This is a genomic window from Mycobacterium sp. (genome assembly GCF_965277065.1).
Classification (GTDB): domain Bacteria; phylum Actinomycetota; class Actinomycetes; order Mycobacteriales; family Mycobacteriaceae; genus Mycobacterium.
Genome location: NZ_CBDIBT010000019.1, coordinates 663,441 through 687,845, shown reverse-complemented (window position 1 = coordinate 687,845; position 24,405 = coordinate 663,441). Strand labels below are relative to the sequence as shown.

General features: G+C 65.3%; 23 protein-coding genes. 12 read left to right on the top strand and 11 right to left on the bottom strand.

Annotated elements, in window-relative coordinates:
- Window positions 1-12: 12 nt before the first annotated feature.
- A complete protein-coding gene (locus tag ACQY5A_RS20475; protein WP_428342141.1) occupies window positions 13-822 on the bottom strand; it encodes an SDR family NAD(P)-dependent oxidoreductase in 810 nt (269 codons plus the stop codon).
- 83 nt (window positions 823-905) lie between these two features.
- Between ACQY5A_RS20475 and ACQY5A_RS20470 the strand changes: the two genes are divergently transcribed.
- The 7 genes from ACQY5A_RS20470 (at window position 906) to ACQY5A_RS20440 (ending at window position 7,048) form a co-directional block, all read left to right on the top strand.
- The gene (locus ACQY5A_RS20470; protein WP_428342140.1) at window positions 906-1,910 is read left to right on the top strand and encodes an NAD-dependent epimerase/dehydratase family protein; all 1,005 of its coding nucleotides are present in this window, start codon (window positions 906-908) and stop codon (window positions 1,908-1,910) included.
- 28 nt (window positions 1,911-1,938) lie between these two features.
- A complete protein-coding gene (locus tag ACQY5A_RS20465) occupies window positions 1,939-2,556 on the top strand; it encodes a TetR/AcrR family transcriptional regulator (RefSeq protein WP_428342139.1) in 618 nt (205 codons plus the stop codon).
- Window positions 2,553-3,752 carry a cytochrome P450 gene (locus ACQY5A_RS20460; RefSeq protein WP_428342138.1) on the top strand — a complete coding sequence of 400 codons (1,200 nt, stop codon included), beginning with the start codon at window positions 2,553-2,555 and terminating at the stop codon, window positions 3,750-3,752. The genes ACQY5A_RS20465 and ACQY5A_RS20460 overlap by 4 nt, the downstream gene beginning before the upstream one ends.
- Window positions 3,753-3,978: 226 nt before the next feature.
- Window positions 3,979-4,653 carry a hypothetical protein gene (locus ACQY5A_RS20455; RefSeq protein WP_428342137.1) on the top strand — a complete coding sequence of 225 codons (675 nt, stop codon included), beginning with the start codon at window positions 3,979-3,981 and terminating at the stop codon, window positions 4,651-4,653.
- Between the two features lie 32 nt (window positions 4,654-4,685).
- Complete coding sequence (locus tag ACQY5A_RS20450) at window positions 4,686-6,233, top strand: DNA polymerase Y family protein (RefSeq protein ID WP_428342136.1); 1,548 nt, start codon at window positions 4,686-4,688, stop codon at window positions 6,231-6,233.
- Window positions 6,234-6,399: 166 nt separating this feature from the next.
- Window positions 6,400-6,627, top strand: a complete 228-nt coding sequence (locus tag ACQY5A_RS20445; RefSeq protein WP_428342135.1) for a CopG family transcriptional regulator — start codon at window positions 6,400-6,402, stop codon at window positions 6,625-6,627.
- Window positions 6,617-7,048 (top strand): TA system VapC family ribonuclease toxin, encoded by a 432-nt coding sequence (locus tag ACQY5A_RS20440; protein WP_428342134.1) that lies wholly within the window; start codon window positions 6,617-6,619, stop codon window positions 7,046-7,048. The genes ACQY5A_RS20445 and ACQY5A_RS20440 overlap by 11 nt, the downstream gene beginning before the upstream one ends.
- 259 nt (window positions 7,049-7,307) lie before the next feature.
- On the opposite strand, the gene ACQY5A_RS20435 is transcribed toward ACQY5A_RS20440, so the two are convergent.
- Complete coding sequence (locus tag ACQY5A_RS20435; RefSeq protein ID WP_428342133.1) at window positions 7,308-8,345, bottom strand: nucleoside hydrolase; 1,038 nt, start codon at window positions 8,343-8,345, stop codon at window positions 7,308-7,310.
- A 21-nt stretch (window positions 8,346-8,366) separates the two neighbouring features.
- Window positions 8,367-10,379 (bottom strand): SDR family oxidoreductase, encoded by a 2,013-nt coding sequence (locus ACQY5A_RS20430; RefSeq protein WP_428342132.1) that lies wholly within the window; start codon window positions 10,377-10,379, stop codon window positions 8,367-8,369.
- A 157-nt stretch (window positions 10,380-10,536) separates the two neighbouring features.
- Here ACQY5A_RS20430 and ACQY5A_RS20425 point away from each other — a divergent pair, with 157 nt between their 5' ends.
- The 3 genes from ACQY5A_RS20425 to ACQY5A_RS20415 all read left to right on the top strand — a co-directional run bounded on the left by ACQY5A_RS20425 (window position 10,537) and on the right by ACQY5A_RS20415 (window position 14,306).
- Complete coding sequence (locus ACQY5A_RS20425; RefSeq protein ID WP_428342131.1) at window positions 10,537-11,436, top strand: metal-dependent hydrolase; 900 nt, start codon at window positions 10,537-10,539, stop codon at window positions 11,434-11,436.
- Window positions 11,436-11,768, top strand: a complete 333-nt coding sequence (locus tag ACQY5A_RS20420) for a hypothetical protein (protein ID WP_428342130.1) — start codon at window positions 11,436-11,438, stop codon at window positions 11,766-11,768. The genes ACQY5A_RS20425 and ACQY5A_RS20420 overlap by 1 nt, the downstream gene beginning before the upstream one ends.
- Before the next feature lie 981 nt (window positions 11,769-12,749).
- Window positions 12,750-14,306 (top strand): hypothetical protein, encoded by a 1,557-nt coding sequence (locus ACQY5A_RS20415; RefSeq protein ID WP_428342129.1) that lies wholly within the window; start codon window positions 12,750-12,752, stop codon window positions 14,304-14,306.
- A gap of 99 nt (window positions 14,307-14,405) precedes the next feature.
- Here the strand turns inward: ACQY5A_RS20415 and ACQY5A_RS20410 are convergent, their stop codons facing one another.
- Together ACQY5A_RS20410 and ACQY5A_RS20405 are read right to left on the bottom strand one after the other, a co-directional pair.
- On the bottom strand, window positions 14,406-14,657 hold the full coding sequence (locus ACQY5A_RS20410) for a MazF family transcriptional regulator (RefSeq protein WP_428342128.1): 252 nt from the start codon (window positions 14,655-14,657) through the stop codon (window positions 14,406-14,408).
- A gap of 47 nt (window positions 14,658-14,704) precedes the next feature.
- A complete protein-coding gene (locus tag ACQY5A_RS20405; RefSeq protein ID WP_428342127.1) occupies window positions 14,705-14,938 on the bottom strand; it encodes a toxin-antitoxin system HicB family antitoxin in 234 nt (77 codons plus the stop codon).
- A gap of 108 nt (window positions 14,939-15,046) precedes the next feature.
- Between ACQY5A_RS20405 and ACQY5A_RS20400 the strand changes: the two genes are divergently transcribed.
- A complete protein-coding gene (locus tag ACQY5A_RS20400) occupies window positions 15,047-15,367 on the top strand; it encodes a hypothetical protein (RefSeq protein ID WP_428342126.1) in 321 nt (106 codons plus the stop codon).
- A gap of 116 nt (window positions 15,368-15,483) precedes the next feature.
- On the opposite strand, the gene ACQY5A_RS20395 is transcribed toward ACQY5A_RS20400, so the two are convergent.
- The 6 genes from ACQY5A_RS20395 to ACQY5A_RS20370 form a co-directional block, all read right to left on the bottom strand.
- Window positions 15,484-15,771 (bottom strand): hypothetical protein, encoded by a 288-nt coding sequence (locus ACQY5A_RS20395; protein ID WP_428342125.1) that lies wholly within the window; start codon window positions 15,769-15,771, stop codon window positions 15,484-15,486.
- Window positions 15,772-15,818: 47 nt separating this feature from the next.
- Window positions 15,819-18,581, bottom strand: a complete 2,763-nt coding sequence (locus ACQY5A_RS20390) for a helix-turn-helix transcriptional regulator (RefSeq protein ID WP_428342124.1) — start codon at window positions 18,579-18,581, stop codon at window positions 15,819-15,821.
- 84 nt (window positions 18,582-18,665) lie between these two features.
- Window positions 18,666-21,563 (bottom strand): RND family transporter, encoded by a 2,898-nt coding sequence (locus tag ACQY5A_RS20385; RefSeq protein ID WP_428342123.1) that lies wholly within the window; start codon window positions 21,561-21,563, stop codon window positions 18,666-18,668.
- A complete protein-coding gene (locus ACQY5A_RS20380; protein ID WP_428342122.1) occupies window positions 21,560-22,003 on the bottom strand; it encodes an MmpS family transport accessory protein in 444 nt (147 codons plus the stop codon). Before ACQY5A_RS20380 ends, ACQY5A_RS20385 begins: the two co-directional genes overlap by 4 nt.
- A complete protein-coding gene (locus ACQY5A_RS20375) occupies window positions 22,000-22,620 on the bottom strand; it encodes a TetR/AcrR family transcriptional regulator (RefSeq protein ID WP_428342121.1) in 621 nt (206 codons plus the stop codon). The genes ACQY5A_RS20380 and ACQY5A_RS20375 overlap by 4 nt, the downstream gene beginning before the upstream one ends.
- A 59-nt stretch (window positions 22,621-22,679) precedes the next feature.
- Entirely contained in the window at window positions 22,680-23,390 is a 711-nt protein-coding gene (locus ACQY5A_RS20370) for a histidine phosphatase family protein (RefSeq protein WP_428342120.1), read from the bottom strand.
- Between the two features lie 133 nt (window positions 23,391-23,523).
- Here ACQY5A_RS20370 and ACQY5A_RS20365 point away from each other — a divergent pair, with 133 nt between their 5' ends.
- Window positions 23,524-24,396: a MaoC/PaaZ C-terminal domain-containing protein gene (locus ACQY5A_RS20365; protein WP_428342119.1), complete on the top strand. Its 873-nt coding sequence runs from the start codon at window positions 23,524-23,526 to the stop codon at window positions 24,394-24,396.
- The last annotated feature ends 9 nt before the right edge of the window (window positions 24,397-24,405 follow it).

Sequence of the window (24,405 nt, the reverse complement as noted above, 5' to 3'; positions counted from 1 at the left end):
CTCGGGCTGCGGTCACGAGCTGGGGCCGAGCGCGTAGGCACCGGTCTCCGGATGGTGGTACCAGCCGCTTGCGGCCTGGGTGCCGCCGTCAACGTGGATCGTCTGCCCGGTGATATAGCTGGACATGTCAGATGCGAGAAACACTGCTGCGCCGGCCATCTCGTCGACGTGACCCGCACGCCCGATTGGAACCGTGAGGCCGAACCGCTCTTCGGAACCCGGTGGCGCGATGCTCGTGATGCCTTCGGTCAAGGTGATGTCGGGGGCCAGGGCGTTGACCCGGATGCCGTGCGGCGCGAGTTCGAGGGCAGCGGTCTTGGTGTAGTTGATCACCCCTGCTTTGGCCGCGGCGTAAGTCGCGTAACCCGGCGCGGCACGGACGCCTTCGATCGACGTGACGCTGATGATGCTGCCGGTCAGCTTCTGCTCGACGAGGCAGCGGGCCACCCGCTGGGTGCACAGGTAGACGTGACGCAAATTGGACTTGTACAGCGCGTCCCAGCCGTTCTCGCTGGTTTCGAGGATCCCTGACCAGAAGACTCCGCCGGCGTTGTTGACCAGGATCGTGACCGGTCCGAGTTCGGCGGCGGTCTGCGCGAGTGCGGTGTCAACCTCGGCGCTGTCGCGGACGTCGGTGGTGATGCCCAATGCGCCGATCTCCTCGGCGGCCGATGCACACGATTCGGGGTTGCGTTCCCAGATCGACACCTTGGCCCCGAATACCTTCAACCCCGCGGCGATACCGCGTCCGATGCCGGCGCCACCACCGGTGACCACTGCTACGCGGTCGGTCAATAGAATGTTCGCCGGATCGATTGCCATGAAATAAAAGGCTATCCTTGCACTTCACGGATTACAAGGTTTACTATTCGTGTTCGATATGTAGTCGCAGAGAGGCTCAGGCCATGGCCAGTACCATCTTCGTCACAGGCGCCACCGGCCAGACCGGTGGCAACGTTTGTGAACAGCTCGTCGAGCGCGGTGACAACGTCCGCGCGCTGGTCCGCGACCCGGACGAGGCCACGGCGCTGGCCGGGATCGGCGTCGAATTGATCAAGGGCGACATCAGCGATGCCGACGATGTGTTGCGCGCGGCCAAGGGGGCCGAGGCGGCCATCCATTGCGCGGCGCTGCTGGGCGGGGCCAGCCAGGATCTCGAGGACTTCAAGGCCGTCAACATGGTGGGCACCACTAACGTGCTCGACGCGGCGAAGCGTCACGGCATGCGACGGGTCGTCGCCTTGAGCACGGCCACGTTCGTCAATCTGAGTACCGAGCTGCCGTTCGAAGAGGCACCTTTGCTCGAAAACCCGCCGAATGATCCGTATACCGTCACCAAGCTTGCTGCGTTCCGCGACGCCCACCGGCGTGCCGCCGCGGGTGAGGATGTGTTGACCTGCCACCCTGGCGCGATCTTCGGTCCCGGCCTGGTGGCGCAACGGGCCTTGCATCGCACCAGTTTCAACCGGGTGTTGTTGGCCGGTATGCGCGGAAAAATCAAGCGCTACCTTGCATTCCCGGTGACATGGGTGGCCGGCAGGGATGTCGCGAAGGGTTCGATTGCCGCGCTGGACCGCGGCGCGGCTGGGGAGCGCTATCTGTTGGTCGGCCAGCCGCAGGACACCATCAGCACAGCCGGCGGAATCAATCGGGCCTGTGAGATCGCCGGAATCGGCCATCGCGTCGAGGATCTCGATTACCGGTCGGATCCCGAGGCGTTGAAAGCCGAGTTCGGGCCCACCTTGATGGCGATCGCGGAGGCCGCGGCCAAGGACGTTCGCAAGCCCAGATCGAAAGAAAACCTCACCACCACGCGCCTGGGTTACGACCCTATGTCCTTCGATGACGGACTGCGCCTGCTGATCCCATGGCTGCGTGGACTCGGCCGGCTCGATCCGGTCGCCGTCTGAAATCCACTGAGAAGCAATGGTTGCCGTCGTGTCGATCGCCGAGCCGAGCGGATTCGGTTCAGAGCGCCCCGATCTGGCCGACCGGATACTGGAGGCGGCCCGGCAGCTGGTACTTCGGTCGGGCGTGCGGAAGTTGTCGTTGGCCGATGTGGCAACTCTGGCCGGGGTGTCACGGCCGACCATCTATCGGTATTTCGTCTCCAAGGAAGATCTGATCGAAGCCTTGGGAGAGCATGAACGCCGCCGCTTCGACGCGGCGATGGAACAGGCGACAAGCGGGGTCACCGGCGCCGCGCGACTGGAAGCCGCGGTCGACGTGGTGGCGTCTTTTCTCGAGGATCAGCCGCCCGGGCGTCAGCTCGATCTGGATCCGGGTTTCGCGCAGGACCAGATGGCCAGGGCATTACCGATGATCAGCGGCAGGCTGTCGGTCGTACTCGCGCAATGCGTCCGTGAGGGTGCCCTCGACGCCGCGGCGAACGCCCGCGACCTTGCCGGCGCGATCGCACGAGTTGCCATGAGTCACTACATGTTCCGCGAGAAGGATCCAGCGGCGGCGCGTCGCGAGATCCGAGCTACGGCCGGTCTTCCGAACGGTCGATCCAGGATGGCTGGCCCCCAGTCGAAACGTAGGAGAAGGCGTTGACCACGTCCAAAGTTGTCTTTGATCCGTTTTCCAACGACTTCTTCGACACCCCCTATGCCACCTACCGTCGAATGCGCGACGAGGAGCCGGTCTACTACAGCGAGAATTACGACTTCTATGCGCTGACCCGGCACGCCGATGTCGTTGCGGCCATCAAAGATTCCGAAACCTTCTCGTCGTCGCGCGGAGTCGATCTCGAGATGGTGCAGTCCGGAAATCCCGTGCCGCCGTTGATCATCATGATGGATCCGCCCGAGCATCGCCGGATGCGCAACCTGGTGAACAAGGTGTTCACCCCGCGCGCAGTCGAGCGCCAGCGGCAATTGGTCGTCGAACAGATCGATAAATTTCTCGCCGCGGCGAATCCCGCCGAGTTCGATGTCGTGCAAGACTTTTCGGCGTTGTTTCCGGTAGAAGTGATCACCCGGATGCTCGGCGTGCCTGCGGAGCTTCGCCAGAAGGTCCGTCTTCTCTTGGACAAGATGCTGGAGCGGGAGTACGGCAACGTCGCGACCCCCGAGGAAGGTGTTCAGGCCGGTGTCGAGACCGGGCTGCTCTACTACAACATCATTCAGGAACGGCGGGCCGATCCGCAGGACGACATGATCAGCGATCTGATCGCCGTCGAAGTCGAGCGCGGAGGCGTGGCGACCAAGCTCGATGACGTCGAGATCGCCGCCTTCGCATCGATGTTGGGCGGGGCAGGCGCCGAGACGGTCACCAAATTGGTGGGCAATGCAGTGGTCACGTTCGCCGAGCATCCAGATCAATGGCAGATGCTGCTCGATGACCGCAGCCGGATACCTGCCGCGGTGGAGGAGTTGCTGCGATGGGAGGCACCCGCGCAGTATCTGGTGCGATACAGCATGAAAGACGTTGAGCTGCATGGCACCACAATTCCTGCCGGAAATCCGGTCCTGCTGTGTCTGGGTTCGGCCAACCGGGACGAGAGAGCCTTCGCCGACGCGGACACCTTCGACATCAACCGGGATCGCAGCCAGGCGCAGAACCTGGGGCTGGGGTATGGGACGCACAGCTGTTTGGGTGCCGCGCTGGCCCGAATGGAGAGCACCATCGCGTTGGACAAGCTGCTGGATCACATGCCGCGCTACACGATCGTCCAGGACGGGCTGCAGCGGGTGGCGATGACCAACGTCATCGGCTGGAACAACGTCCCGGTGCGGGTGCTGAGCTGAGTTATCGTGGCGGCGCCGCCGAAAGTGCGCTCAGCGAGACGTCTAGTCGGGCAATATCTCGGCAGCTGCACTCTCGCGCTGTCACACTCCAGCCAGTGAGCTGAGTTAGCTGGCCGGCGCCTGCGGCAAGCATTCGCTTGACGATGTCGGTGGGTGGGTATTGACTAATAGCGTTCGAACATACATTCGAACCTCAGTAGTCACACCCGTACCGCAGGAGTAGTTGATGACGGCGATGCTTGCTTCCGAGGAGTCGCATCACAACCGTGCTGAGCAGCTGAAACAGCTGCGACGGCAGATGGCGGCGGTATCAGGGAAGATCGGCTCCGCTCAGCGTGGCCACGCTGAAACGGACGACCTGCTTCCGGATTCGCAAGCCCGGCTCCCGGTTCCGAAGTTGCTGACGGATGTGTTGCCGGATGCGTTGCCGAAGGGGACGGTTGCGGTCCTTTATGGTGCCCGGTCGCTGTCGCTGAGCATGGTGGCCGCGGTGACCGCTGCCGGTGGAAACGCGGCCATCGTCGGCCAGCCGGATGTGGGCCTGTTGGCCGCGGTCGAAATGGGAGCCGACCTGAACCGGCTCGCGGTGATCCCGGATCCCGGGACCGACCCGGTGGAGGTCGCCGCGGTGCTGATGGACGGAATGGACCTGATCGTGCTGGCGCTGAAAGGACGCTCGGTGCCACTGACCCGAGCCCGGGCCGTGGTGGCCCGGGCTCAGCAGAAAGGCTGCACGCTGCTGGTCACCGACGGCGACTGGCAGGGCGCGTCGATACGGCTCAAGGCTCGGGTCTGCGGTTACGAAACTACCTCGGAGCAGCCCGGTTTCGGGCGGATCAGCAAGGTGCGCCTCGAGGTGTGCGCCGCGGGTCGGGCGATCAGACGAGCTCGAACGGGGTGAGTGTGGACTCCCGGGTATTGGCGGTGTGGTGCATGGACTGGCCCGCTGTCGCCGCCGCGGCGGCAGCGGGGCTTCCCGCGACGTCACCGGTCGCTGTCACGCTGGCCAATCGAGTGATCGCCTGTTCGTCGGCGGCCCGCTCGGTAGGTGTGCGGCGAGGGCTGCGACGGCGCGAAGCGTCGGCCCGCTGCCCGCAACTGCACGTCGTCGCCGCCGATCCCGACCGCGACGCCCGCTACTTCGAAGGAGTTGTCGCGGCGGTAGACGACCTGGTGCCTCGCGCCGAGGTGCTGCGCCCGGGCCTGGTGGTCATGCCGGTCCGCGGGGCGGCCCGTTTTTTCGGATCCGAGCAGCAGGTCGCCGAGCGGCTGACCGACGCGGTGGCGGCGGCCGGCGCCGAGTGTCAGGTCGGAATCGCCGATCGGCTGTCGACAGCGGTCTTCGCCGCCCGCGCGGGCCGCATCGTGACGCCAGAGGAGGACGCGCGTTTTTTGTCGGCGCTGTCGATTCGGCAACTCGCCACCGAGCCCAGCCTGTCCGGCCCGGGGCGGTCAGATCTGGCGGATCTGTTGTGGCGAATGGGAATTCGTACGGTCGGTCAGTTCGCCGCGCTGTCGCGCACGGATGTCGCCTCCCGGTTCGGCGCCGACGCGGTGAGCGCACACCAGTTCGCCCGCGGTGAGCCGGAACGCGGACCGTCCGGGCGCGAGCTGCCGGCCGAGCTCGATGCGGTGCTGCAGTGTGATCCGCCGATCGACCGGGTCGACGCCGCGGCGTTTGCCGGCCGCTCGTTGGCCAGCGCGCTGCATCAGACATTGCTGGCCGCCGGGGTGGGATGCACCCGGCTGGGCGTCCATGCCGTCACCGCGAATGGTGAAGAGCTGAGCCGGGTTTGGCGATGCGCCGAACCGTTGACCGAGGATGCCACCGCCGATCGGGTGCGTTGGCAGCTGGACGGCTGGTTGAACACTCGGATCGTGGTGGATCGGCCCACCGCACCGGTGGTGCAGTTGCGGCTGCAGGCGGTGGAGGTGGTCTCGGCGGGGGCGCTGCAGTTGCCGCTGTGGGGCGGGCTCGGTGAAGAAGGCCAGATGCGGGCCCGACGAGCGCTGGTCCGGGTGCAGGGTCTGCTGGGTCCGGAGGCGGTGCAGGTACCGATGCTGTCCGGCGGCCGTGGGCCGGCCGAACGCATCACGTTGACATCGCTGGGCGACGAGCCGGTGCCGCTCGCCGACCCGAATCGGCCATGGCCCGGTCAGCTGCCGGAACCATCGCCGACGGTGCTACTCGACGATCCGGTGGAACTGCTTGATGTCGAGGGCAATTCGATTCGGGTGACCAGCCGGGGGCTGTTCTCCGCCGACCCGGCCCGGCTGACCGCCCGCGGCCGCGACGACCGGCTGCGCTGGTGGGCTGGGCCCTGGCCGGTCGATGAACGCTGGTGGGACCCGGATCGCGCAGGGGGCCGAACTGCCCGCGTGCAGGTGCTCGCCGAAGGTGAGCGGGCGTCCGATCCCGGTGCCGCGCTGCTGCTGTGCTACCGGCAAAGGAGGTGGTATCTGGAGGGAATTTACGAGTAACGGCGCTCGCGAAGCCGTCGTTGGCCATCTGAGGCGGCCTAGCCGGGCCTGGCCGAGAATGTTCATTGCGACAGCCTCACACGGCAGCCACATGGCCATCAGACGTATAGCACGGCAATGCCGTTGCTCGCGCATTGTGATGCTACTCCGCGGTACTATGGGAAGTATGCGGACAACCGTTGTGATCGACAGCGATGTAGCCGCCGAAATCGAGCGTCTTCGCCGCGAAGGGTTGGGCGTCAGTGAGGCTCTAAACCTTCTGGCTCGGCGAGGCATGACTAAAGAGGCCACCTCCAAGACGGTCAAGTATCAGCATCGCACCTCGAAAATCGGCCTCAAGGTCGACGTCACAAATGTCGCCGACGTGCTTGACCTGCTCGGCGATGATCGTTGACGCGAACCTGCTGCTGTATGCAGTGGACGAGAACAGTGCCCATAACTCAGCGGCCGCCGCCTGGCTAGAAGAAACACTCGACGGCGATAGCCGCGTCGGGCTGCCCTGGCAGACCATCGGCGCGTTCCTCCGCATCGTCACACATCCGCGAGTCACCGAGAATCCACTGCCTGCCGCCGACGCCTGGCGATACGTCGAAGACTGGCTCGCCGTGCCGGTGGTGTGGATTCCACCCGCAACGGAGATCACCGCTCGGGTTTACGCCAGGCTATGCGCCCAGGTCCAGATCACCGGCAACCTAGTCCCAGATGCGCAACTGGCCGCCCTCGCGGTCGAACATGGAGTCGAAATAGCCTCCGCAGACACAGATTTCATGCGATTTCCCGGCCTGCGCTGGACAAATCCCCTCGGGCGTGTCTGAGCTGCGGCGCCAGACAAACGGCGACCGCATCAAAACCGACCCGGTCCTGGGTCATTGCCTCGCGCTCACGCAACGTGACTGTGTGATGGTCGAACGAGTCACCACCCAGCGTCACCACAACGCGGTGCCGACCTCATCCCGGTGCCGATGGAACCGCCCGATCGCGTCTAGCCGTTAGCCGTCACGCCGAACGTGGCACCCGCTGCCAAAAAAATCGCGAAAACCCCAGCCAGTTCACAGTCGGAGTGGCAAAGAACTTTCAGCCCAACCGGCCGGCGAACGGCCCCACCCGCTCGATGAACCGGTCGAAAAAGACGGTCGGATCGGCGTCAACACCGATCAGCGCGTTGGGCTTTCGTCCCCAACGGCCCGGCCAGTCGGTGACCGTCATGCCGCGGGTCAGGGTACCGGTCAGTTCGACGTCCACGGTGGCCTGCTGGGTGGCGACGAGGTGGGGATCCAGTGCGACGGCGGCGGCCAGCGGATCGTGCAAGTGCGCCTGATAACCGTGTCCCAGGCGGTGGTACGACTCCAGGTAGAAGCGGGTCGCATCTTCGATCACCCGAATCACGGCATTGGACGACGACGACCGGGTGCCCGGCTTGTCGTTGACGCTCATCTCGGCGGTCGTCGCGCCCGCGGCGATCGCCAGCCTGGTCAAGATGTCGGGCGTGAGCACAATCTTGCGGGTTACATCCAGCCCGCACAGGATCGGAAGGCTGAGCGGCTCAACAGTTTCCGTCGGTGACCAGGCGGCGAAGACTTCGGCTGCCGCCTCTGGGTCGAAGGCGATGTTCCACTCTGCGACGGTGTTGGTGTTGCCGCGGTAGTCGTACACGCCGCCCATGATCACCAAGCGGCGCAACAGTGTTGGCAGCTCCGGCTCCTTGCGCAGCGCCAGCGCCAGATTGGTCAGCGGTCCGGTCGCCAGCCCGATCAGCTCGCCCGGATGCGCGTGGGCCGCACGCACCCACGCCGTCGCGGCGTCATCGCCGTCGAGTTGCCGATCGGTCGGCGGCAGTTCGGCATATCCCAAGCCTCGTGATCCGTGGACTGGGCTGTCGGCGGCTGCGACGGAGTTCAGCGGCTGCTCCGCGCCTCGCGACACCGACACGCCCTCGACGCGGCACAGGTCCAGCAGGCCCAGGTTGTTGTCGCAGACATGGTCCACACCAACGTTTCCGGCTGTCGACGCAATGCCGACCAGGCGGGCGTCCGGACTGGCCAGCAGGTAGATCAGCGCGATGGCGTCGTCGACGCCGGTGTCGACATCGGCGAAGACTGGTGCGACGGCCACTGCGGAGACGATACCGGGAAGTTACCAGTGCACGCCGGGAACCAGACGAACGGCCCGCTTGACCGCGCCGGGCACCCGCGCCCGGGCCAACGCCGCACGTGCCGGGCGCTTCGGGCGACGCGACGACCGTTGCCGCGCAACGGTTTCCGTCGCGGCATCCCCGCGCGCTGCGGCCGAATCCGGGTAGCCGAGATACACCTGATGCAGGATCCGACGCGACAGCTTGGGGGTGAAGTAGTGACCGGCCTCGGACAGGGTGCCCAACGGGGTGTCGATCCGTAACGGCTTGTCGATCAACCCGCGCACCACCATCGCGGCGGCGTGCTCGGCGGTGATCGGTGGGACCGGATTGAGCCGCCGGGACGGTTTGATCATCGGGGTGGCCACCAACGGCATGTGGATGTTGGTGAATGTGACGTGATCAGAAAGTGTTTCGGTCGCGACCACTTCGGAGAACGCGTCGAGCGCGGCCTTGGTCGGCAGGTAAGCGCTGTACTTGGGGCTGCGTGCCTGCACCCCGGCGCTGGAGACGTTGACGACGTGACCGAACCGCCGCTCACGCCAGTGCGGCAGCAGCGCCAGCACCATCCGCACCGCGCCGAAGTAGTTGACCGCCATGACGCGTTCATAGTCGTGCAGCCGGTCGGTTTGGTGGACCACCGATCGGCGGATCGACCGCCCCGCGTTGTTGACCAGGTAGTCGACGTGATCGAAACGGCCCAGGATGTCTTTGACGGTGTGTTCCACCGATCCGGAATCGGTGACGTCGCAGGTGAAGGCGTAGGCCTGGCCGCCGTTGGCGCGAATCTCGGCGACCAGATCGTCGAGTGCGTCGATGTTGCGGGCCAGTGCGAATACCGTCGCACCCCGTTCGGCAATCGCGATCGCCGATGCCCGGCCGATACCGCTGGACGCTCCGGTGATGATCACGTGCCGACCGACCAGCGCGCCTTCCGGGTCGTCGCGTCGGGCCCGGTCGGGATCGAGGTGCTCGGCCCAGTAGCGCCACAGCGTCGACGCGTAGCTGCCGAACTCCGGAACTTCGATTCCGGTGCCGCGCAATGCTTTCTGCGTCTGCTCGGAAATGAATGTCGGGGCAAGGTCCACCACGTCGAGCACCTCGCTGGGGATGCCCAGCTGGGTGGCGAGCATGTTGCGCCACACCTTGGGCCGGCCACGCACTTTGAGCACCGGTGCCGCCACCGACCGGGGCAGCGACCCACGCAGCGGCGGTAAACCCGCTGCGGCGGCGACTCCGCGGTAAATGCCGCGCAGCCCAATGGTTTTCGGCGAGGTCAGGTGGAAGGTTTGGCCGTCGCGTCCGTCGGCGTGGATCAGCGCGACCAGGGCGTCGGCGACGTAATCAACCGGCACGATATTGGTGCGGGCGACGTCGGGCAACATCATTGGCGTCAGCCGAGGCAGTACGGCCACTTTGGCCAGCGTGCCAAAGAAGTAGTACGGCCCGTCGATCTTGTCCATTTCGCCGGTGCGCGAATCGCCGACCACCACCGCCGGTCGGTAGATCCGGTGTCGCAGCCCCGATGTCGAGCGCACCAGCAATTCGGCTTCGAATTTCGTCTGGTGATACGGCGTCGGGAGCTGTTGGCCGATGTCGAAGTCGTCCTCGGTGTACTCGCCGTGGAAGTCGCCGGCCACCGCGATCGACGACACGTGATGCAGCGTCGCATCGAGCCGTCGCGCCACGTCGATGACCGCCCTGGTGCCCTCCACATTGGCGGCGCGTTGCTCGGATTCGGCGACGGTGATGTCGTAGATCGCCGCGCAGTGCACGACGTGGCCGACGTCTCCGAGTTCGGCGATCGCCTCGTCCGTGAGGCCGAGCCCCGGCTCAGTCAGCTCGCCGACCAGCGGCTTAGCCCGGTCTCCCCAGTCGGCGGCCAGGCTCTCGAAGCGACCGAGCGAGGCGCGGCGGACCAGGACCCACACTTCGGCGTCCGGTCGGGCGTCTAGCAGACGGGACACCACACGGCGCCCAATAAACCCGGTACCGCCGGTAACGACATAACGCATGCCAGTCATGGTGCGCCTGGTAGCGCTGCACGTCAACGCAGTGTGACGGGATCGTCGGCGGACAAGCGGCGCCGTGAGTGGCCCGCAACGCTGACGGCGGCCCTTAGACTGACTCCGTCGGCATTACTCGGCCAGGCTCGGGGGAGGGAGGTCTGCGATGACACGACCAGACCGTTTGGCGCACGAGGTAGATCCAGGTCCGGTTCAGATCCAAGCCCGCAAGGTGCGCTTCGACGTCACTGATGTGCCGCTGCACTGGATTCCCGGCCACCCCGTCGCCTCGAACGTGATCGGCCTGCTCAACCTGATCCTGCCTGCGGCTGAGCGCTGGTTCGTCGCCACGTACAACGAGGCGCTTCCTCTGGTTAAAGATCCGAAGCTGGCCGAGGACATGCGGGGCTTCATCGGCCAGGAAGGTGCTCACGCCGAGGTCCATGAGCGGCTGTTGCACGAATTCATGGAGCAACGGGGCATAGATCCCACGCTGATGCTCGACCAGATGGAGTACGTCTTCACCAAGGTGCTGTCCCCATCAACATCGGAGGATCCCAAGCGTCGGATGAACCACTTGTGTGACCGGCTGTGGTTCATCGCGGCCCTCGAGCATTACACCGCGGTGATGGGTGACTTCGCACTCAACTGCACCTGGGACGACTACGGCGCCGATTCGACAATGGCCGATGTGTTTCGCTGGCATGGCAGCGAGGAGGTCGAGCACCGCAGCGTTGCCCACGATGTTGCGGTCTACTTCCACGACAGTTATGTCGACCGCATCGGCGCCATGGTGATGGCGATGATCGGTATCTATTCGTTCTTCCAGCGCGGCGCCTCGTTCTTGATGAAGGCCGATCCGAACGTGGACATCGGGTGGTGGAAAACGCAGCGATTGCGCGCCCGCGATTCCAAGTTGGGTCTGCTCCCCAAGTACCGCAAGCTTTTTGGCTCCAACACGCTGGCTTACTTCCGGCCCGGCTTCACCCCCGAACAGATGGGATCGACGGCGCAGGCGGTCGCCTACCTGGCCCGGTCCCCTGCCGCTCGCGCGGCGCATATTTGATGTCGCTGCGCGAGCGCTACCGGCGGCTGCCACCAAGCACGTCCGGGCGGTCCCGCCACGACTTATTTATCGGTCTGATCGACGCGGCCGTGTCCGGCGTGTGGACGATGACGGGAAACATCCGGCAGATGGCGGCGCCACGCGAACTAGGCCGCACTGTGACGCTGACGGTCGCGGACCGCCAGGTGCTCGCCCACGACCAACACGTGGTGGCCCTGACTCTCACTGCTCCCGACGCCAGCCGACTGGTGCCGTGGCGTGCGGGGCTCGCATCTGGACATCCATCTGCCGAGCGGACTGACGCGGCAATACTCGCTGTGCGGCGACCCTGAGGTCACCGATGCATATCGGATCGCGGTGCGGCGGATTCCCGATGGCGGTGGTGGCTCGATCGAGGTGCATGACGCCCTGCCGGTCGGGGCGACCGTCACTACCAGCGGCCCGGGCTTACCCACGGTACGACCCTTGACGCGGACCTCCCCACCCTTGCCGCGCAGTTGGACCCGGCCGTTGACGGACCGGTTACGCCGCCGGACGCTGACCCGTTTGCGGACCTCTCCCCGAATCACATGGGGTCGGACCCGGTTGACACATTCCTCAACAGCATCGTCCTGTCGCCGGACTCGAATCTAGCTACCGTGCTTGACCTGATCGCTGACCAAATTGCCGCCGACGCCGACCCATTCGAGCAACGTTTCGGAGCCGCTGGCGCCCCGATCGACGCCGCGCTTGGCCCATTTCTAGCGGGGGGCGTCTTTGATTCGTTGGTGAACCTATTCCGCCCCCCTGTCTGATCGGGGCTCCCACTTGACGGGTGGGTCGGTGTCCGCTACCTCGAACTCGACGCTCGCCTATGGCACCGGCCCGCTCTACTGGCCACGGTCCGGGATGCCGAAGTACAGCTGCGCACCGTGAGCCCGGGGCCAGACGCCGGAGGACTTGCACCCATCGAGGGCCTCACTGTGTAAGGCATCCGTCACCCTCCACAGTCGGCGCTGCCCCCGCGGTGCGGGGGTTCGAGGTTCTCCAGCAGCTGCCCGTTGATGAGCGTCGGCTACGCCAAGCACTATCAGCGCTCGACTGTGGGTGTCCACCGCCCATCGCGGCGCGCCTAGCCACATCAGCCAGCGGGACGTAAGTGAATACTCCGCAAAAATTACAGTTTTGTGGTCTTTTTCATACATCGCGCTAAGCCAGTTCTAAGAATCATAGGGAAACACCCGATTCCTCCAGGGGTCCCGCCGCCTAGCGTTTGGTCTGCTCGGCACTAAATCCGCAACCGGTTGGGGTGCGGTCCAGGGAGAGGAAAACAGATGAGCAATAAGTCTCGCTATCACCGGACCGCTGATGGGCGCCGCCGACGGGGCGTGACCGGCAGCGGGTTGGGCATCGCCGTCGGTGGCGCCATGGCAGCCGCGTTTATCTCGATGGGCACCGCTTCCGCCGACGTCGCTGATACCGAACCGGACCCGTTCACTGACTTGCTCGGGGCAAACGCGAGCGCGACTGACCTCGCCACCGCTCAGGCCGCGGACATGACATTCGTAACGACGTCGCATACAGACGTTGCCACGCTGCTTGATAACACCTATGACGTCTATTCGACCCTGCCGGCTGTTGCTGGGGACGTCGACCCGTTCGAGGACCTGCTGCCGGCAAACGCGACTGCCCTCCAACTCGCCGAAGCCCTAAACGGCGACATCTCCTCGTCCGTTTCCGTTGAAACAAATATAGAGGCGGGAATCGACTCCGGAGCGACCGCTCCTGTGTCGGCCACCGACACGGAGCCTGACCCGTTCACTGACCTGCTCGGCCCAAACGCGACGGCTGCCGAACTCGGCCAAGCGTCAGCTGCTGACGCCTCCTTGGCGGCGCAAGACCCAACCGCTGCCTTAAATGATGATCAGTTGTTTGATGGGTCGTTGATCCCTCCTGGCGACAACGACCCATTCGAAGACCTCCTACCGGCGAACGCGCCGACCACCCAAGTCGCCCTAGCCATACTTCTTGACAACAAGCTGTATACCAACGATCCCACCCTTAATCCCAACAACATTCCCACCTTGACGGGCAACTTGGACGCGCAGGTCGACAGCGCGCAGCCGCCGCCCGATACCGAGCCCGACCCGTTCCTGGACTCGCTGACGCCGTTGCAAAGCTCGGACCCGTCGATAGTCAGTCTCGCCACGGTTAATGACACCGCCTTGGCGACGGCGAATCCCACCCTTGCTGGCCAGTTCGATTCAGCTATTGACGCAGGTCTCCCGGCGGGTGATCCCACCGACGCTGACGCGTTCTCAGATGCGGGGCTTACCAACGGTACGACTCTTGATGCGACGTACCCCACCCTTGCCGCGCAGTTGGACCCGACCGTTGACGGAATGGTTACGCCACCTGTCGACACCGAGCCCGACCCGTTCCTGGACTCGCTGCCGGCAACCGCGAGTGCTACCCAAATGGCCCAAGCCACGGCTGCTGACACCGCCTTGGCGACGGCGAATCCCACCCTTGCTGGCCAGTTCGATTCAGCCGTTGACGCAGGACTTCCGGCGGGTGATCCCACCGACGCTGACGCGTTCTCAGATGCGGGGCTTACCAACGGTACGACTCTTGATGCGGAGTTCCCCACCCTTGCCGCCCAGTTGGATCCGGGCGTTGACGTGGTTCCACCGACGGACGCTGACGCGTTCACCGACCTGGCCCAGGCGTTCGACCCGAACGCATTTACCGCCGCTGCCGTTCCTAGTGACTTCATTGGCACCCTGGCTGCGGGTCTCGATACGTTGTTCGCGCCTGGTGGCTTCGACGCTTCGCTGGACCCGCTGGCTGACAGCATCATCACCGCATTCGGTGTTCACGGCATGTTCTGATCGCAGCGCTTGAGATCCCGTTGCCCGTTCGCGCATGCCGCGACCGGGCAACGGGCTGTCGGCGTGACACGACGTGGGAACGAGAGCCGTGCTGGCTCGCTATCGATCCGGTGTGGCGAGAATCCTGAAGAGCATATTGTTCGCATCGGTCAGGGCCTGGACGTCGACGCGACGGCGAAACTCGGTGAGGGCCGTCTTGCGCAAGCTGGTGACCAAACCAGGGGCGGCCCACACCTCGGCGTCCAATGGCACACCGAATCCGGTGTCGGGGTCGCGCGCGAATATCGGCACAACGATAATGGTCGGCTCACTCGGGATCTCGTTGTAGACGGTCGAGGAGACGACAAGCACGTCGACTCCTGTGCCCGTGGCCCAGATATCGGCTCGGCGTGGCGGTGTCAACGTCGCTTGGTCAACTCATCAAGATTGCGATCGGCCCACGCTTCGCTGAACGCGCCAACATCGGGGTGTTGTCGCATCCAGTGGTCGTGGGCTTCGCATCGTCGCCGCATGTCCTCGGCGTCGAGCGCTGTCTCGATCCAGGCGTTCATCGATATCTGGTCGGCCTTGGCATACCGTTTCACCGCTTCGTAAGCGCTGTCCGAGAGCCGCAGAGTCACCGTTCTTGCCATCACTAAAAGATAGCATTCGGCCCTTCCATTAAATGCTGGTAGTACATCGGCGGCGAGGGTGGTGTCAGGTCGATTGAGATCTCTCTGCTCCACAAAACGGGGCGAAGAGTGTCCATCGCGGGCCGCCGCCTCGGCGGACCACACCACACTCGCGACCCGTTCCAGGACGCGTTGCCGGCAAACACGGGCCCGTCGATAGTGAGTCTCGCGGCGAGCGCTGACAGCAGTTTGGCGGCGATGAATCCCACCCAGGCTGGCCGGCTGGATCCAGCCGTTGACGGACCGGTCCCGCCGACGGACGCTGACGCGTTCACCGACCTGGCCCAAGCGGTCGACCCGAACGCGTTTACCACCGCTGGCGTTCCTAGTGATTTCGTTGGCACCCTGGCTGCGGGCCTTGGATACGGCGCTCGCGCCTGGTGGCTTTGACGCTGCGCTAGACCCGCTGGCTGACAGCCTCCTCAGCGCATTCGGTGTTCCGGGCATGTTCTGATCTCCGCCGCTACGCAAAGGACCAAGGAATCGGGTGTTTCCCTGGGGTTGACCTACGCGAGCTGGGTGTTGAACGCGGCGCTGAGCCGTTGGGCGGGGAGACCCGCCCGTTGGCAGGCCTGGGCGACGATCTGCCGTGAGTTAGCGGCGAAGACGCCGAACAGCACCTCGTCGGCGGGCACCGACACCATGGTCAGTAGTCGCACCGGGGATCCTTGGGCGGACACCGATGCGGCCGATGCGTCCAGGGTGGCCGCGGTGCGGTCCAAGTCGTCCTCGGTGACCTCGCGCTGATACCACTCGGCGAGATAGCACGGCACCCGGGTGACGGGAATGCTCACCGACTACATGCTAGGCGGCGCGGAGCCCGGAGCAATCGGGTGTTTCCCTATGATCCGGGTTGGCTCATGTGTCGGCCGAGTTCGGCGCGTGAGCGGATGCCGAGTTTGCGGTAGATGCGGGCGAGGTTGGCTTCGACGGTTTTCGGGGTGATGAACAGCGCGGCGGCGACGTCGCGGTTGGTCATCCCGGTGGCGGCGAGTTCGGCGACGCGGTGTTCGGACGCGGTGAGCACGCCGGATTTGGTGGTGGTGGTGCTGTGGATGCGGGCCAGTTCGGTGCTTGCCCGCGCAGCCCACAGTGGGGTGCCCAATTCCTCGAAGGTCACCAAGGCCTCCCGCAGGGTGGCTGCGGCGGCGTTCTTCTGGCGTTGCCGGCGTTGGAGCTGGCCGACCAGCAGTTGGGTGCGGGCCCGTTCGAACGGCATCGGCAGCCGCTCGTGCGCGCACATCGCCTGCTGGGCAACACGACCCGCCGCGCCGGCGTCGCCGCGGGCGGCCAGCAGCATGGCACGGCAGCGGGCGCCGGTCGCCAGCATCCACGGGCGGTCCAGGCGGGCGCCGTTGCGTTGCAGCCGCTCGATGAGCGGCTCGGCGTCGGTGAGCCGACCCACCCCGATCAGCGCTTCGATCGCATCGGGCAGAAACGGGGCGACGAAGATCTCGGTGGCCTCCGGCGCGGCGTCCAGCGCCGACAGCGCCGGTGCCAACCCCGTCAGGGCCGCGTCATAGCGACCCAACGACACCTCGGCGAAGCCCGCCGCCGCCACCGACCACATCGCCATCAGGGGCGCACCGCCGAGGGCGCTGGCCGCCCGCGCCGTCACGGCGTCGGCGCGGGCGTCGTCCACCCGACCGGTGTAGGCGGCCAGTAGGGCCCGCACGGTCAGGACAGCGGCAAGTGAGAGGTCGCTGTCGAGTTGGCGTGCCCTGTCCACCGCGTCGGCCGCAATGACTGTGGCAGCAGTGAAGTCGCCGCGCCAGATCTCGATCAGGGCGAAATAGAACGCGACATAATCCAGTTCACTTTCCCGGCCCCGCGCCGTGCAGAGCTCCCAGATCGACGCCATCTCCTGCCGGGCGTGATCGAGTTGCCCGGCCCAACCCGCGAGCTGGGCGTTCTGCATTTTCGGCCAGTACGCCACGGTCACGCCAGCCTGCTGATCGTCTAACTCCAGCGCCTGGCGCAGGGCGGGCGCATCGAGGCCCTCGCCACGCAGAAAGCCGACGAATGCCCGCAAACTGAGCGCCTGGCTCAGCAACCGAGGCACCCCGAGCTGTTGCGCACCGGCCACGGCGTCGGCGATATTGGCCGCTGCGGCCTCAGGGTGACCGGCGTGGACCTGCACCCACGACAGCATGACCAACATCTCCAGCCGCAGGCCGAGATTGTCGCCGACCTCGCTTAGAGCGCGCTGCAACGCCGCGCAGGCCGCTACGAAGCTGTCATTGGATAGCCGCACCGCAGCCAGCAAGTGCAACACCCCGGCGCGCAGCACACCCGGCTCCAACCTGTCAATGATGTCTTCGAGCATCCGGCGGGCCCGCCCGAGATCGCCAGCGTGAAAAAGATAGCCCGCCAACCGGATCCGATGTTTCGGGGTGTCCCCGCCGAGTGCGATCGCCAGCTCGACCAGCTCCGCCGCGGCCGCCGGCGCGCCCCGATCCCGCGCCGACTTCGCCGCCACATCCAGGGCCCGCACCGTGTCCGGGTCGGTTCCGGTGGCGCTCAGCGCCAGGTGCCGGGCCGCCAGTTCCGGGTGCTCGACGATGCCGGCGAGGCGCCGATGCATGGCGCGCCGGTGCGCGGGGGACGCCTCGGTGTAGACACCCCGGGCCAACAACGGGTGCGCGAACCGCAGCCGCGGACCCTCGAATCCGAGGATCCCGGCGCTCTCGGCGGCCTCCAGCCCGGCCACCACGCCGGCGGTGTCGCCGCCGGTCGCGCGCGCCACCAGGTCCACCGTCGGTTCCGCCAGACAGGCCACCGCCAGCAACAGGTCCTGAACCTCGTTGCCCAGACTGCCGATCCGGGCGCGGACCAACTCAGCCAGCGTGCCGGGCAGGAGCATGTCGGCTGCCGCTTCGCCCCGACCGTCGATGGCCCGCGCCAACTCCAGGGCATAGAACGGGTTCCCGCCCGAGACGTCATGGATCCGTACCATCGTCGGCCGCGAAAACGTACGGCCAAGGCGCTCGCCCAGGACGGTATGCAAAGCACCCACGCTCAGCGGAGTCACCCCGACGCGGCGCACCGCGTCGGGGTTCGGCAACTGCAGCCAGGCGGCACCGGTGCTGCCGGGATCGGTGCGTGCGGCGCCCAGCACCCCGACCGGTCCCGCCAGCCGTCGCGCCGCGAACGCCACCGCCTGCACGCTGGAGGAATCGAGCCACTGCACGTCGTCGATGGCCAGCAGCACCGGCGACTGCGCGGCCAGGCCCGTCACGATCGAGAGAAAGGCCGCCGCCACCGCATGCTGATCCGTCGCACCGCCCGCTGTTTGCGCCCGCAACAGAACCCGGTCGATCGCCAGGCGCTGTGGCGCCGGCAGCCCCGCCAAGGTGTCGTCGGTCACCCCGCCGAGCAGGTCACCCAACGCGGCATAGGCCAGCACCGACTCCGCGGCTGCTGCCCGCGCCGAGAGCACCCGGAATCCGCGGTCCCGTGCCTGCTCGATTGCGGCCAGCCACAATGTGGTCTTACCGATCCCCGCCTCACCCTCCACCACCAACGCTGCGGGCTCAATGGTCGCGGTGTCCAGGAAATTCGAAGCCGCCCGCCCCTGCACCGAGCTCTGTAGGTGGGCGGGCATGACTGAAGAATCTCAGCATTCGGGTTGCAAGTCCACAGCAAACTCCGTCCCGTCGGCCAGGGGCGGCCTATGCTGCGGCCGCGATTACCGCGCGTTCGGGGCGACCGCCTCGTCTTCGTCGTCCCACAGCAGCAGCTGACGAACGGCCGGACGCGATCCGTAGGGCTGCAGCATCGAGCTGGCCGGGCGTGGGCGCACCCGTTGCGGCCACCAGAACCACCGGCCGAGCAACGTCGCGATCGACGGTGTCATGAACGAACGCACGATCAGCGTGTCGAACAGCAGACCGAGACCGATGGTGGTGCCGATCTGACCGAGTGTCTGCAGACCGCTGAAGACGAACCCACACATCGTCACCGCGAACACCAGACCGGCGGCGGTCACCACCGACCCGGAGCCCGCCATTGCCCGGATGATGCCGGTCTTGAGTCCGGCGTGAATCTCTTCCTTGAACCGGGAGATCAGTAGCAGGTTGTAGTCGGACCCGACGGCCAGCAGCAGGATGACCGCCAAAGCCAGTACCACCCAATACAATTCGATGCCGAGGATGTACTGCCAGAGCAGCACGGACAGGCCGAACGACGCGCCCAGAGACAGCGCGACCGTGCCCACGATCACGATGGCGGCAACCAGGCTTCGGGTGATGAGCATCATGATCAACAGGATCAGGCTCAGTGAGGCGATGGCGACGATCAATATGTCGTAGTTCGCCATGTCCTGGATATCTTTGTAGGTCGAGGCGGTGCCGCCGAGATAGAAGTGCGCGCCCGACAGGGGGGTGTTCTTCACGGCCTCGTGCGCGGCGAGCTTGATCGGTTCGACGTGGGAGATGGCGGCGGGCTCTGCCGGGTCGCCTTCGTGGGTGATGATCATCCGAGCCGCTTTGCCGTCAGGCGACATAAAAAGCTTGAGACCGCGTTTGAAGTCGGGATTGTCGAATGCTTCCGGAGGCAGGTAGAACAAGTCGTCGTTCTTGGACTTGTCGAAGGCCTGCCCCAGCGAAGCAGGATTGTCGTTCGCGGTGGCCGATTGATTGGCGATCCCGAGGTTGGTGGCGAAGTTCTTCAACGTCAGCTCGCGGTTGACTTCCTGGCTGGCGATTTGCGGCGGTATCAGCCCGACGAGTTGCGGCTGGATCTTATCGAGCTTGTCCAGGCTGACGACCAGATCTTCGAATTTCTCGGTGAGTTCGTCGATGCTGTCAATCGCCTCGAAGGTGTTGCGGAGGGCGAAGCACGCTGGAATGTCATAGCAGTGCTTTTCGAAGTAGAAGTAGCTGTGGATCGGCCGGAAGAAGTCGTCGAAATTCGCCAGCTTGTCCCGTATTTCGGTAATGATCGCCAGGGTCTCGTTGAACTTCTGGGTCTCTTCGTGCGTGGCGCCGGCGAGTTGCTGTTGTAGGACAAATTGCTGCTGCAAGATGCCGATGGTTTTGTCGAATTCTTGGGACTGCCGGAGCAAATCCTGCGCGCGGTCCGATTGGTACTTCAGGTTCTGCACCGATCCGACGCTTTGCTGGCTGATCTGGAAGGCGATCGAGCTGTGGTCCAGCGGGGATCCCAGCGGCCGGGTGATGGACTGCACCAGGGCGATGCCGGGTATGTGGACAACGCCTTTGGCCACCTTGTCCAGGACGAGCATGTCAGCCGGATTGCGCAGGTCGTGGTCGGCCTCGATCATCAGCAGCTCGGGTTCGAGTCGGGAGCGGGAGAAGTGCCGTTCGGCCGCGGTGTATCCGACGTTGGCCGCGGCGGTCATCGGAATGTAGGGGCGGGTGTCGTAGCTGGTTTTATATCCGGGCAAGGCTAATAGGCCGATGAAGGCGACGGCGATGGACACCACCAGGATGGGACCGGGCCACCGGACGATCGCGGTGCCGATCCGGCGCCAGCCTCGGGTTTGCAGCACACGTTTGGGGTCGAAGAGACCGAAATGGCTAGCGACCACTAGCACCGCCGGACCCAACGTGAGCGAGGCCGTCAGCGCGACCAGGATGCCGATCGCGGCGGGTAAGCCCAAACTCTGGAAATAGGGCAGCCGGGTGAAGCCGAGGCACGCCACCGCGCTAGCGACCGTCAAGCCCGAACCCAGCACGACATGAGCGGTCCCGCTGTACATGCTGTAGTACGCATCTTCGCGCTCTTCGCCGGCCGAGCGGGCCTCTTGGTAACGGCCGACGAAAAATATCGCGTAATCCGTTCCTGCGGCAATGACCAATAGCGTGAGCAGATTGGTCGCGTAGGTGGACAGCCCCAAGACCCCGATATTTCCCAGGAATGCGACAAATCCACGCGCCGCTGCCATTTCGATGAGGACCGTTGCCAGGACCATGGCCGTGGTGGCGAACGATCGGTAGACGACGAACAACATCACCGCGATCACTGCGACGGTCAGCGCGGTGACCTTGTTGGAGCCCTTGCTGCCCTCGGTGAACTGGTCGGCGATCAGCGGGGCCGCGCCGGTGAGGTAGGCCTTGACGCCTGGCGGTGGCTTCATCTGGTCGACAGTGGCGCGGACGGCGTCGACGGACTCGTTGGCCATCGCCTCGCCCTGAGCTCCGGCGAGATAAAGCTGTACGTAGGCGGCCTTGCCGTCGGTGCTCTGTGAGCCCGCCGCGGTCAGGGAGTCGCCCCAGAAATCCTGGATGTGCTGGACGTGCTTGGTGTCCTGCTCCAACTTGTGAAGCAGCTCGTCGTAGAACTTGTGTGCGTCGGCGCCAAGCGGCTTGTCACCCTCGAGCACGATCATCGCCGAACTATCGGTGTCGAACTCGTGGAACACTTTTCCGATGTGTTTGAACGCCTGATACGACGGCGCATCGGGGGAGCTGAGGCCGACGTTGTGCAGTCGGCCGACCTCTTCCAATTGCGGCACAAGGATATTCGGCACCGCAGCTAAGGCGATCCAGAACAACAGGATTGGTACCGCAACGCGGTGGATGAGGTGCGGGACGCGCGGCCGGCGGACGCTGTGATTGCTCATCCGGACTTGTCCAGGCAGAAGGTGTACGCGCTCAATTGGTTCACGGTCCTCTCGTCTTTGACGACGCCGTTGACGGTGATGCGGCAGCCCAGCGTGTTGCCGTTGCCCTGGGCGACCACGTTGGCAACGACTGCGGGATCGGTGGTGGTGATCGTGTACGACCAGGGCAGCGGGGCGTTGTCAACCCGTTGCGGCGCGGCATGGACGTCTTGATAGTTGATGGTCGCGGTGGCGCCGGGAGCGCCGAACACTTCATAGACAACGCTTTTGGGACTGAACGGCACGATCTCGTTCGAGGCGCCGCCGCCGCCGTGCGCGGCGTTGCTGTCCGAGCCGAAGGCGTCGTGCAGTCGATAGACGCCGAATCCCGCGAGAGTCACTACGACGACAGCGACCAAAACCATCCAGCGCCGCCGGACCAGGCGTGAAATACGGCTCATCCGTTCGCCTTTGGTGAAGGTGGCCGGGTAAGGCTTGGAATAAGCACGTCGTCGACGAGAGCCTGCACGGTGGCTCGGGTCGGGGGCGAGCTCGGCATGACGATTCGGAAGATCAAATAACCGGGCAAGAGATCCCAGAGTTCGTCGCCGATCACCGTGGCATCGATCTCGCCGCGATCGGCGGCGTCCCGCAGCACGTTCTGCATGAGGGCCTTGCGGTGATCGAGGAACTGATGCTGCAGCGCTTCGTTGAGGGCGGGGTGTCGCGACGTTTCGACGAGCACGGCGCGGATCGTGGCGGCCTGGGCGGCGGCCTGCTCGCGGCACGCTTCCCCGATCTGCAGTAGATCGCCGCGCAGCGTGCCGGTCTGGGGATGCACCGCGACCTGGCGGACGCCCTCGATGAAGGCGGCCAATACCAGCTCGGCTTTCGACGGCCAGCGCCGGTACACGGTCGCCTTGCTGGCGCGCGCCTTGGCCGCCACCGCATCGATGGTCAACCGTTCATAACCATGCTCCTGCAGCAGCTGCAGCGTGACGTCGAGCAGCTCGGTTTCCCGCGGCGACCAGGGCGAGCACTCCGCTCCGGGACGGGCAGTCTGCGTCACAGCGCTCACCCTAAGGCCAACAGGGCAGTACTGTCCAGTACCGTACCGCTGAGGCCAGTTCGCTCAGCTCAGTAGCTGAAGTCCCGGATCCCGTCCCAGTCGATCAACGTCCACCCTCCGGCCGGGCTGCCGGTGATCACCACGCGGCCGAGGTTAGGCAGCGGGTGGCTGGTCGCCAGGCTGTCCTTTGGGTTCGTCACGTTCATCAACGTCCAGTACATGATCGACTCGGCGTGGGCGAACGCCACCGGCTTGCTGTTACCGCTGTCGTAGATCTTCTGAACAGCCGCGCTGAACTGGTCGTTGAATTCGTGACCGCTGATCGAGCCGGGCACGGCATCCTGGACGTCGCCGTTCAGCCACAGCGATGGCGCGACCAGATAGGTCAGGTCGGAGCGCTTGACCGGAGAGTTGTTGTAGCGGCCGGCATCGATTTCGCGCAGTCCGGGCAGGATTTCGACGTGCTTTCCCAGCGCGTGGGCCAGTGGCTCAGCGGTCTGCTGGGTGCGCACCATGTTAGAGGCGTAGATGCCGTCGAAGTTGTTGCGCGTCAGCTGATGAGCGAGCTGTTCGGCTTGACCCTGGCCCTCCTCGGTGAGGCTCGGGCCGGGGATGTCGGTGTTGATCATGTGCTCGGCGTTGCTTTGCGACTCGGCATGCCGGATGAAGGTCAGCGTGATGCTGCGCACCTGCGGTGATCCCGAGCAGGCGCCGACGGTGATGACGGCGGCGAGGACGGCAGCGGCCTTCCAGATGACGGTGCGGGTGCGAGTGCGCATGGCGATAGCCTGCCTTGCCGAGGCCTCCGGCGTGGCGCGTTTGCCAGGGTTGGGTCAATAAATCACACAAGCGAGCGAGTGATGGAATAGCGAGGCCAATAAAGATCACCGGCCGATCCAAAAGGAGACCCGAATGGCGATCGACCCCAATGCCGTCGGTGCGACCACCGAGCCCATGCTGTTCGAGTGGACCGACCGCGACACGTTGCTCTACGCACTCGGAGTCGGCGCCGGCCTCGACGATCTGAGGTTCACCACCGAGAACAGTCACGACATCGACCAGCAAGTGCTGCCGACCTACGCGGTGATCTGCTGCCCGGCGTTCGGTGCGGCCGCCAAGGTCGGATCGTTCAACTGGGCGATGCTGCTACACGGTTCCCAAGGCATTCGGCTGCATGCACCGCTGCCGCCTGCGGGCAAACTCTCGGTGGTCACCGAGGTGGCCGACATCCAGGACAAGGGCGAGGGCAAGAACGCGATCATCATGTTGCGCGGACGCGGCAGCGATCCCGACACCGGCACGCTACTCGCCGAAACGCTGACCACGCTGGTGATCCGCGGCGAGGGCGGTTTCGGGGGACAGTCGGGCGAGCGCCCCGTCGCGCCGAAGATCCCCGACCGCGAACCCGATGCCCGGGTCGCGCAGACCACCCGGAAGGACCAGCCGCTGATCTACCGGCTTTCGGGTGACCGTAATCCGCTGCACAGCGACCCGTGGTTCGCCAAGGAACTGGCCGGCTTCCCCGAGCCGATCATGCACGGCCTGTGCACCTATGGGTTCTCCGGTCGTGCGCTGATCGCCGAGCTGGGCAACGGCAACGCCGGCGCCATCACGGCGATCGACGCCCGCTTCACCAAGCCAGTATTTCCCGGCGAGACGCTGACCACGCTGATCTGGCGCACCGAGCCGGGCAAAGCGGTGTTCCGCACCGAGGCGGCTTTGCCCGACGGCAGTAACGCGCGGCTGGTGCTCGAAGACGGCGCAGTCGAGTACGCCGAGGTTTAATCGGGCGGC

Bases quoted from the DNA above. Each gene is read 5' to 3' on its own strand.
- ACQY5A_RS20475 (WP_428342141.1), bottom strand. From the start codon at position 822: ATGGCAATCGATCCGGCGAACATTCTATTGACCGACCGCGTAGCAGTG.
- ACQY5A_RS20470 (WP_428342140.1), top strand. From the start codon at position 906: ATGGCCAGTACCATCTTCGTCACAGGCGCCACCGGCCAGACCGGTGGC.
- ACQY5A_RS20455 (WP_428342137.1), top strand. From the start codon at position 3,979: ATGACGGCGATGCTTGCTTCCGAGGAGTCGCATCACAACCGTGCTGAG.
- ACQY5A_RS20450 (WP_428342136.1), top strand. From the start codon at position 4,686: ATGGACTGGCCCGCTGTCGCCGCCGCGGCGGCAGCGGGGCTTCCCGCG.
- ACQY5A_RS20445 (WP_428342135.1), top strand. From the start codon at position 6,400: ATGCGGACAACCGTTGTGATCGACAGCGATGTAGCCGCCGAAATCGAG.
- ACQY5A_RS20440 (WP_428342134.1), top strand. From the start codon at position 6,617: ATGATCGTTGACGCGAACCTGCTGCTGTATGCAGTGGACGAGAACAGT.
- ACQY5A_RS20430 (WP_428342132.1), bottom strand. From the start codon at position 10,379: ATGCGTTATGTCGTTACCGGCGGTACCGGGTTTATTGGGCGCCGTGTG.
- ACQY5A_RS20425 (WP_428342131.1), top strand. From the start codon at position 10,537: ATGACACGACCAGACCGTTTGGCGCACGAGGTAGATCCAGGTCCGGTT.
- ACQY5A_RS20420 (WP_428342130.1), top strand. From the start codon at position 11,436: ATGTCGCTGCGCGAGCGCTACCGGCGGCTGCCACCAAGCACGTCCGGG.
- ACQY5A_RS20415 (WP_428342129.1), top strand. From the start codon at position 12,750: ATGAGCAATAAGTCTCGCTATCACCGGACCGCTGATGGGCGCCGCCGA.
- ACQY5A_RS20405 (WP_428342127.1), bottom strand. From the start codon at position 14,938: ATGGCAAGAACGGTGACTCTGCGGCTCTCGGACAGCGCTTACGAAGCG.
- ACQY5A_RS20390 (WP_428342124.1), bottom strand. From the start codon at position 18,581: ATGCCCGCCCACCTACAGAGCTCGGTGCAGGGGCGGGCGGCTTCGAAT.
- ACQY5A_RS20385 (WP_428342123.1), bottom strand. From the start codon at position 21,563: ATGAGCAATCACAGCGTCCGCCGGCCGCGCGTCCCGCACCTCATCCAC.
- ACQY5A_RS20380 (WP_428342122.1), bottom strand. From the start codon at position 22,003: ATGAGCCGTATTTCACGCCTGGTCCGGCGGCGCTGGATGGTTTTGGTC.
- ACQY5A_RS20370 (WP_428342120.1), bottom strand. From the start codon at position 23,390: ATGCGCACTCGCACCCGCACCGTCATCTGGAAGGCCGCTGCCGTCCTC.
- ACQY5A_RS20365 (WP_428342119.1), top strand. From the start codon at position 23,524: ATGGCGATCGACCCCAATGCCGTCGGTGCGACCACCGAGCCCATGCTG.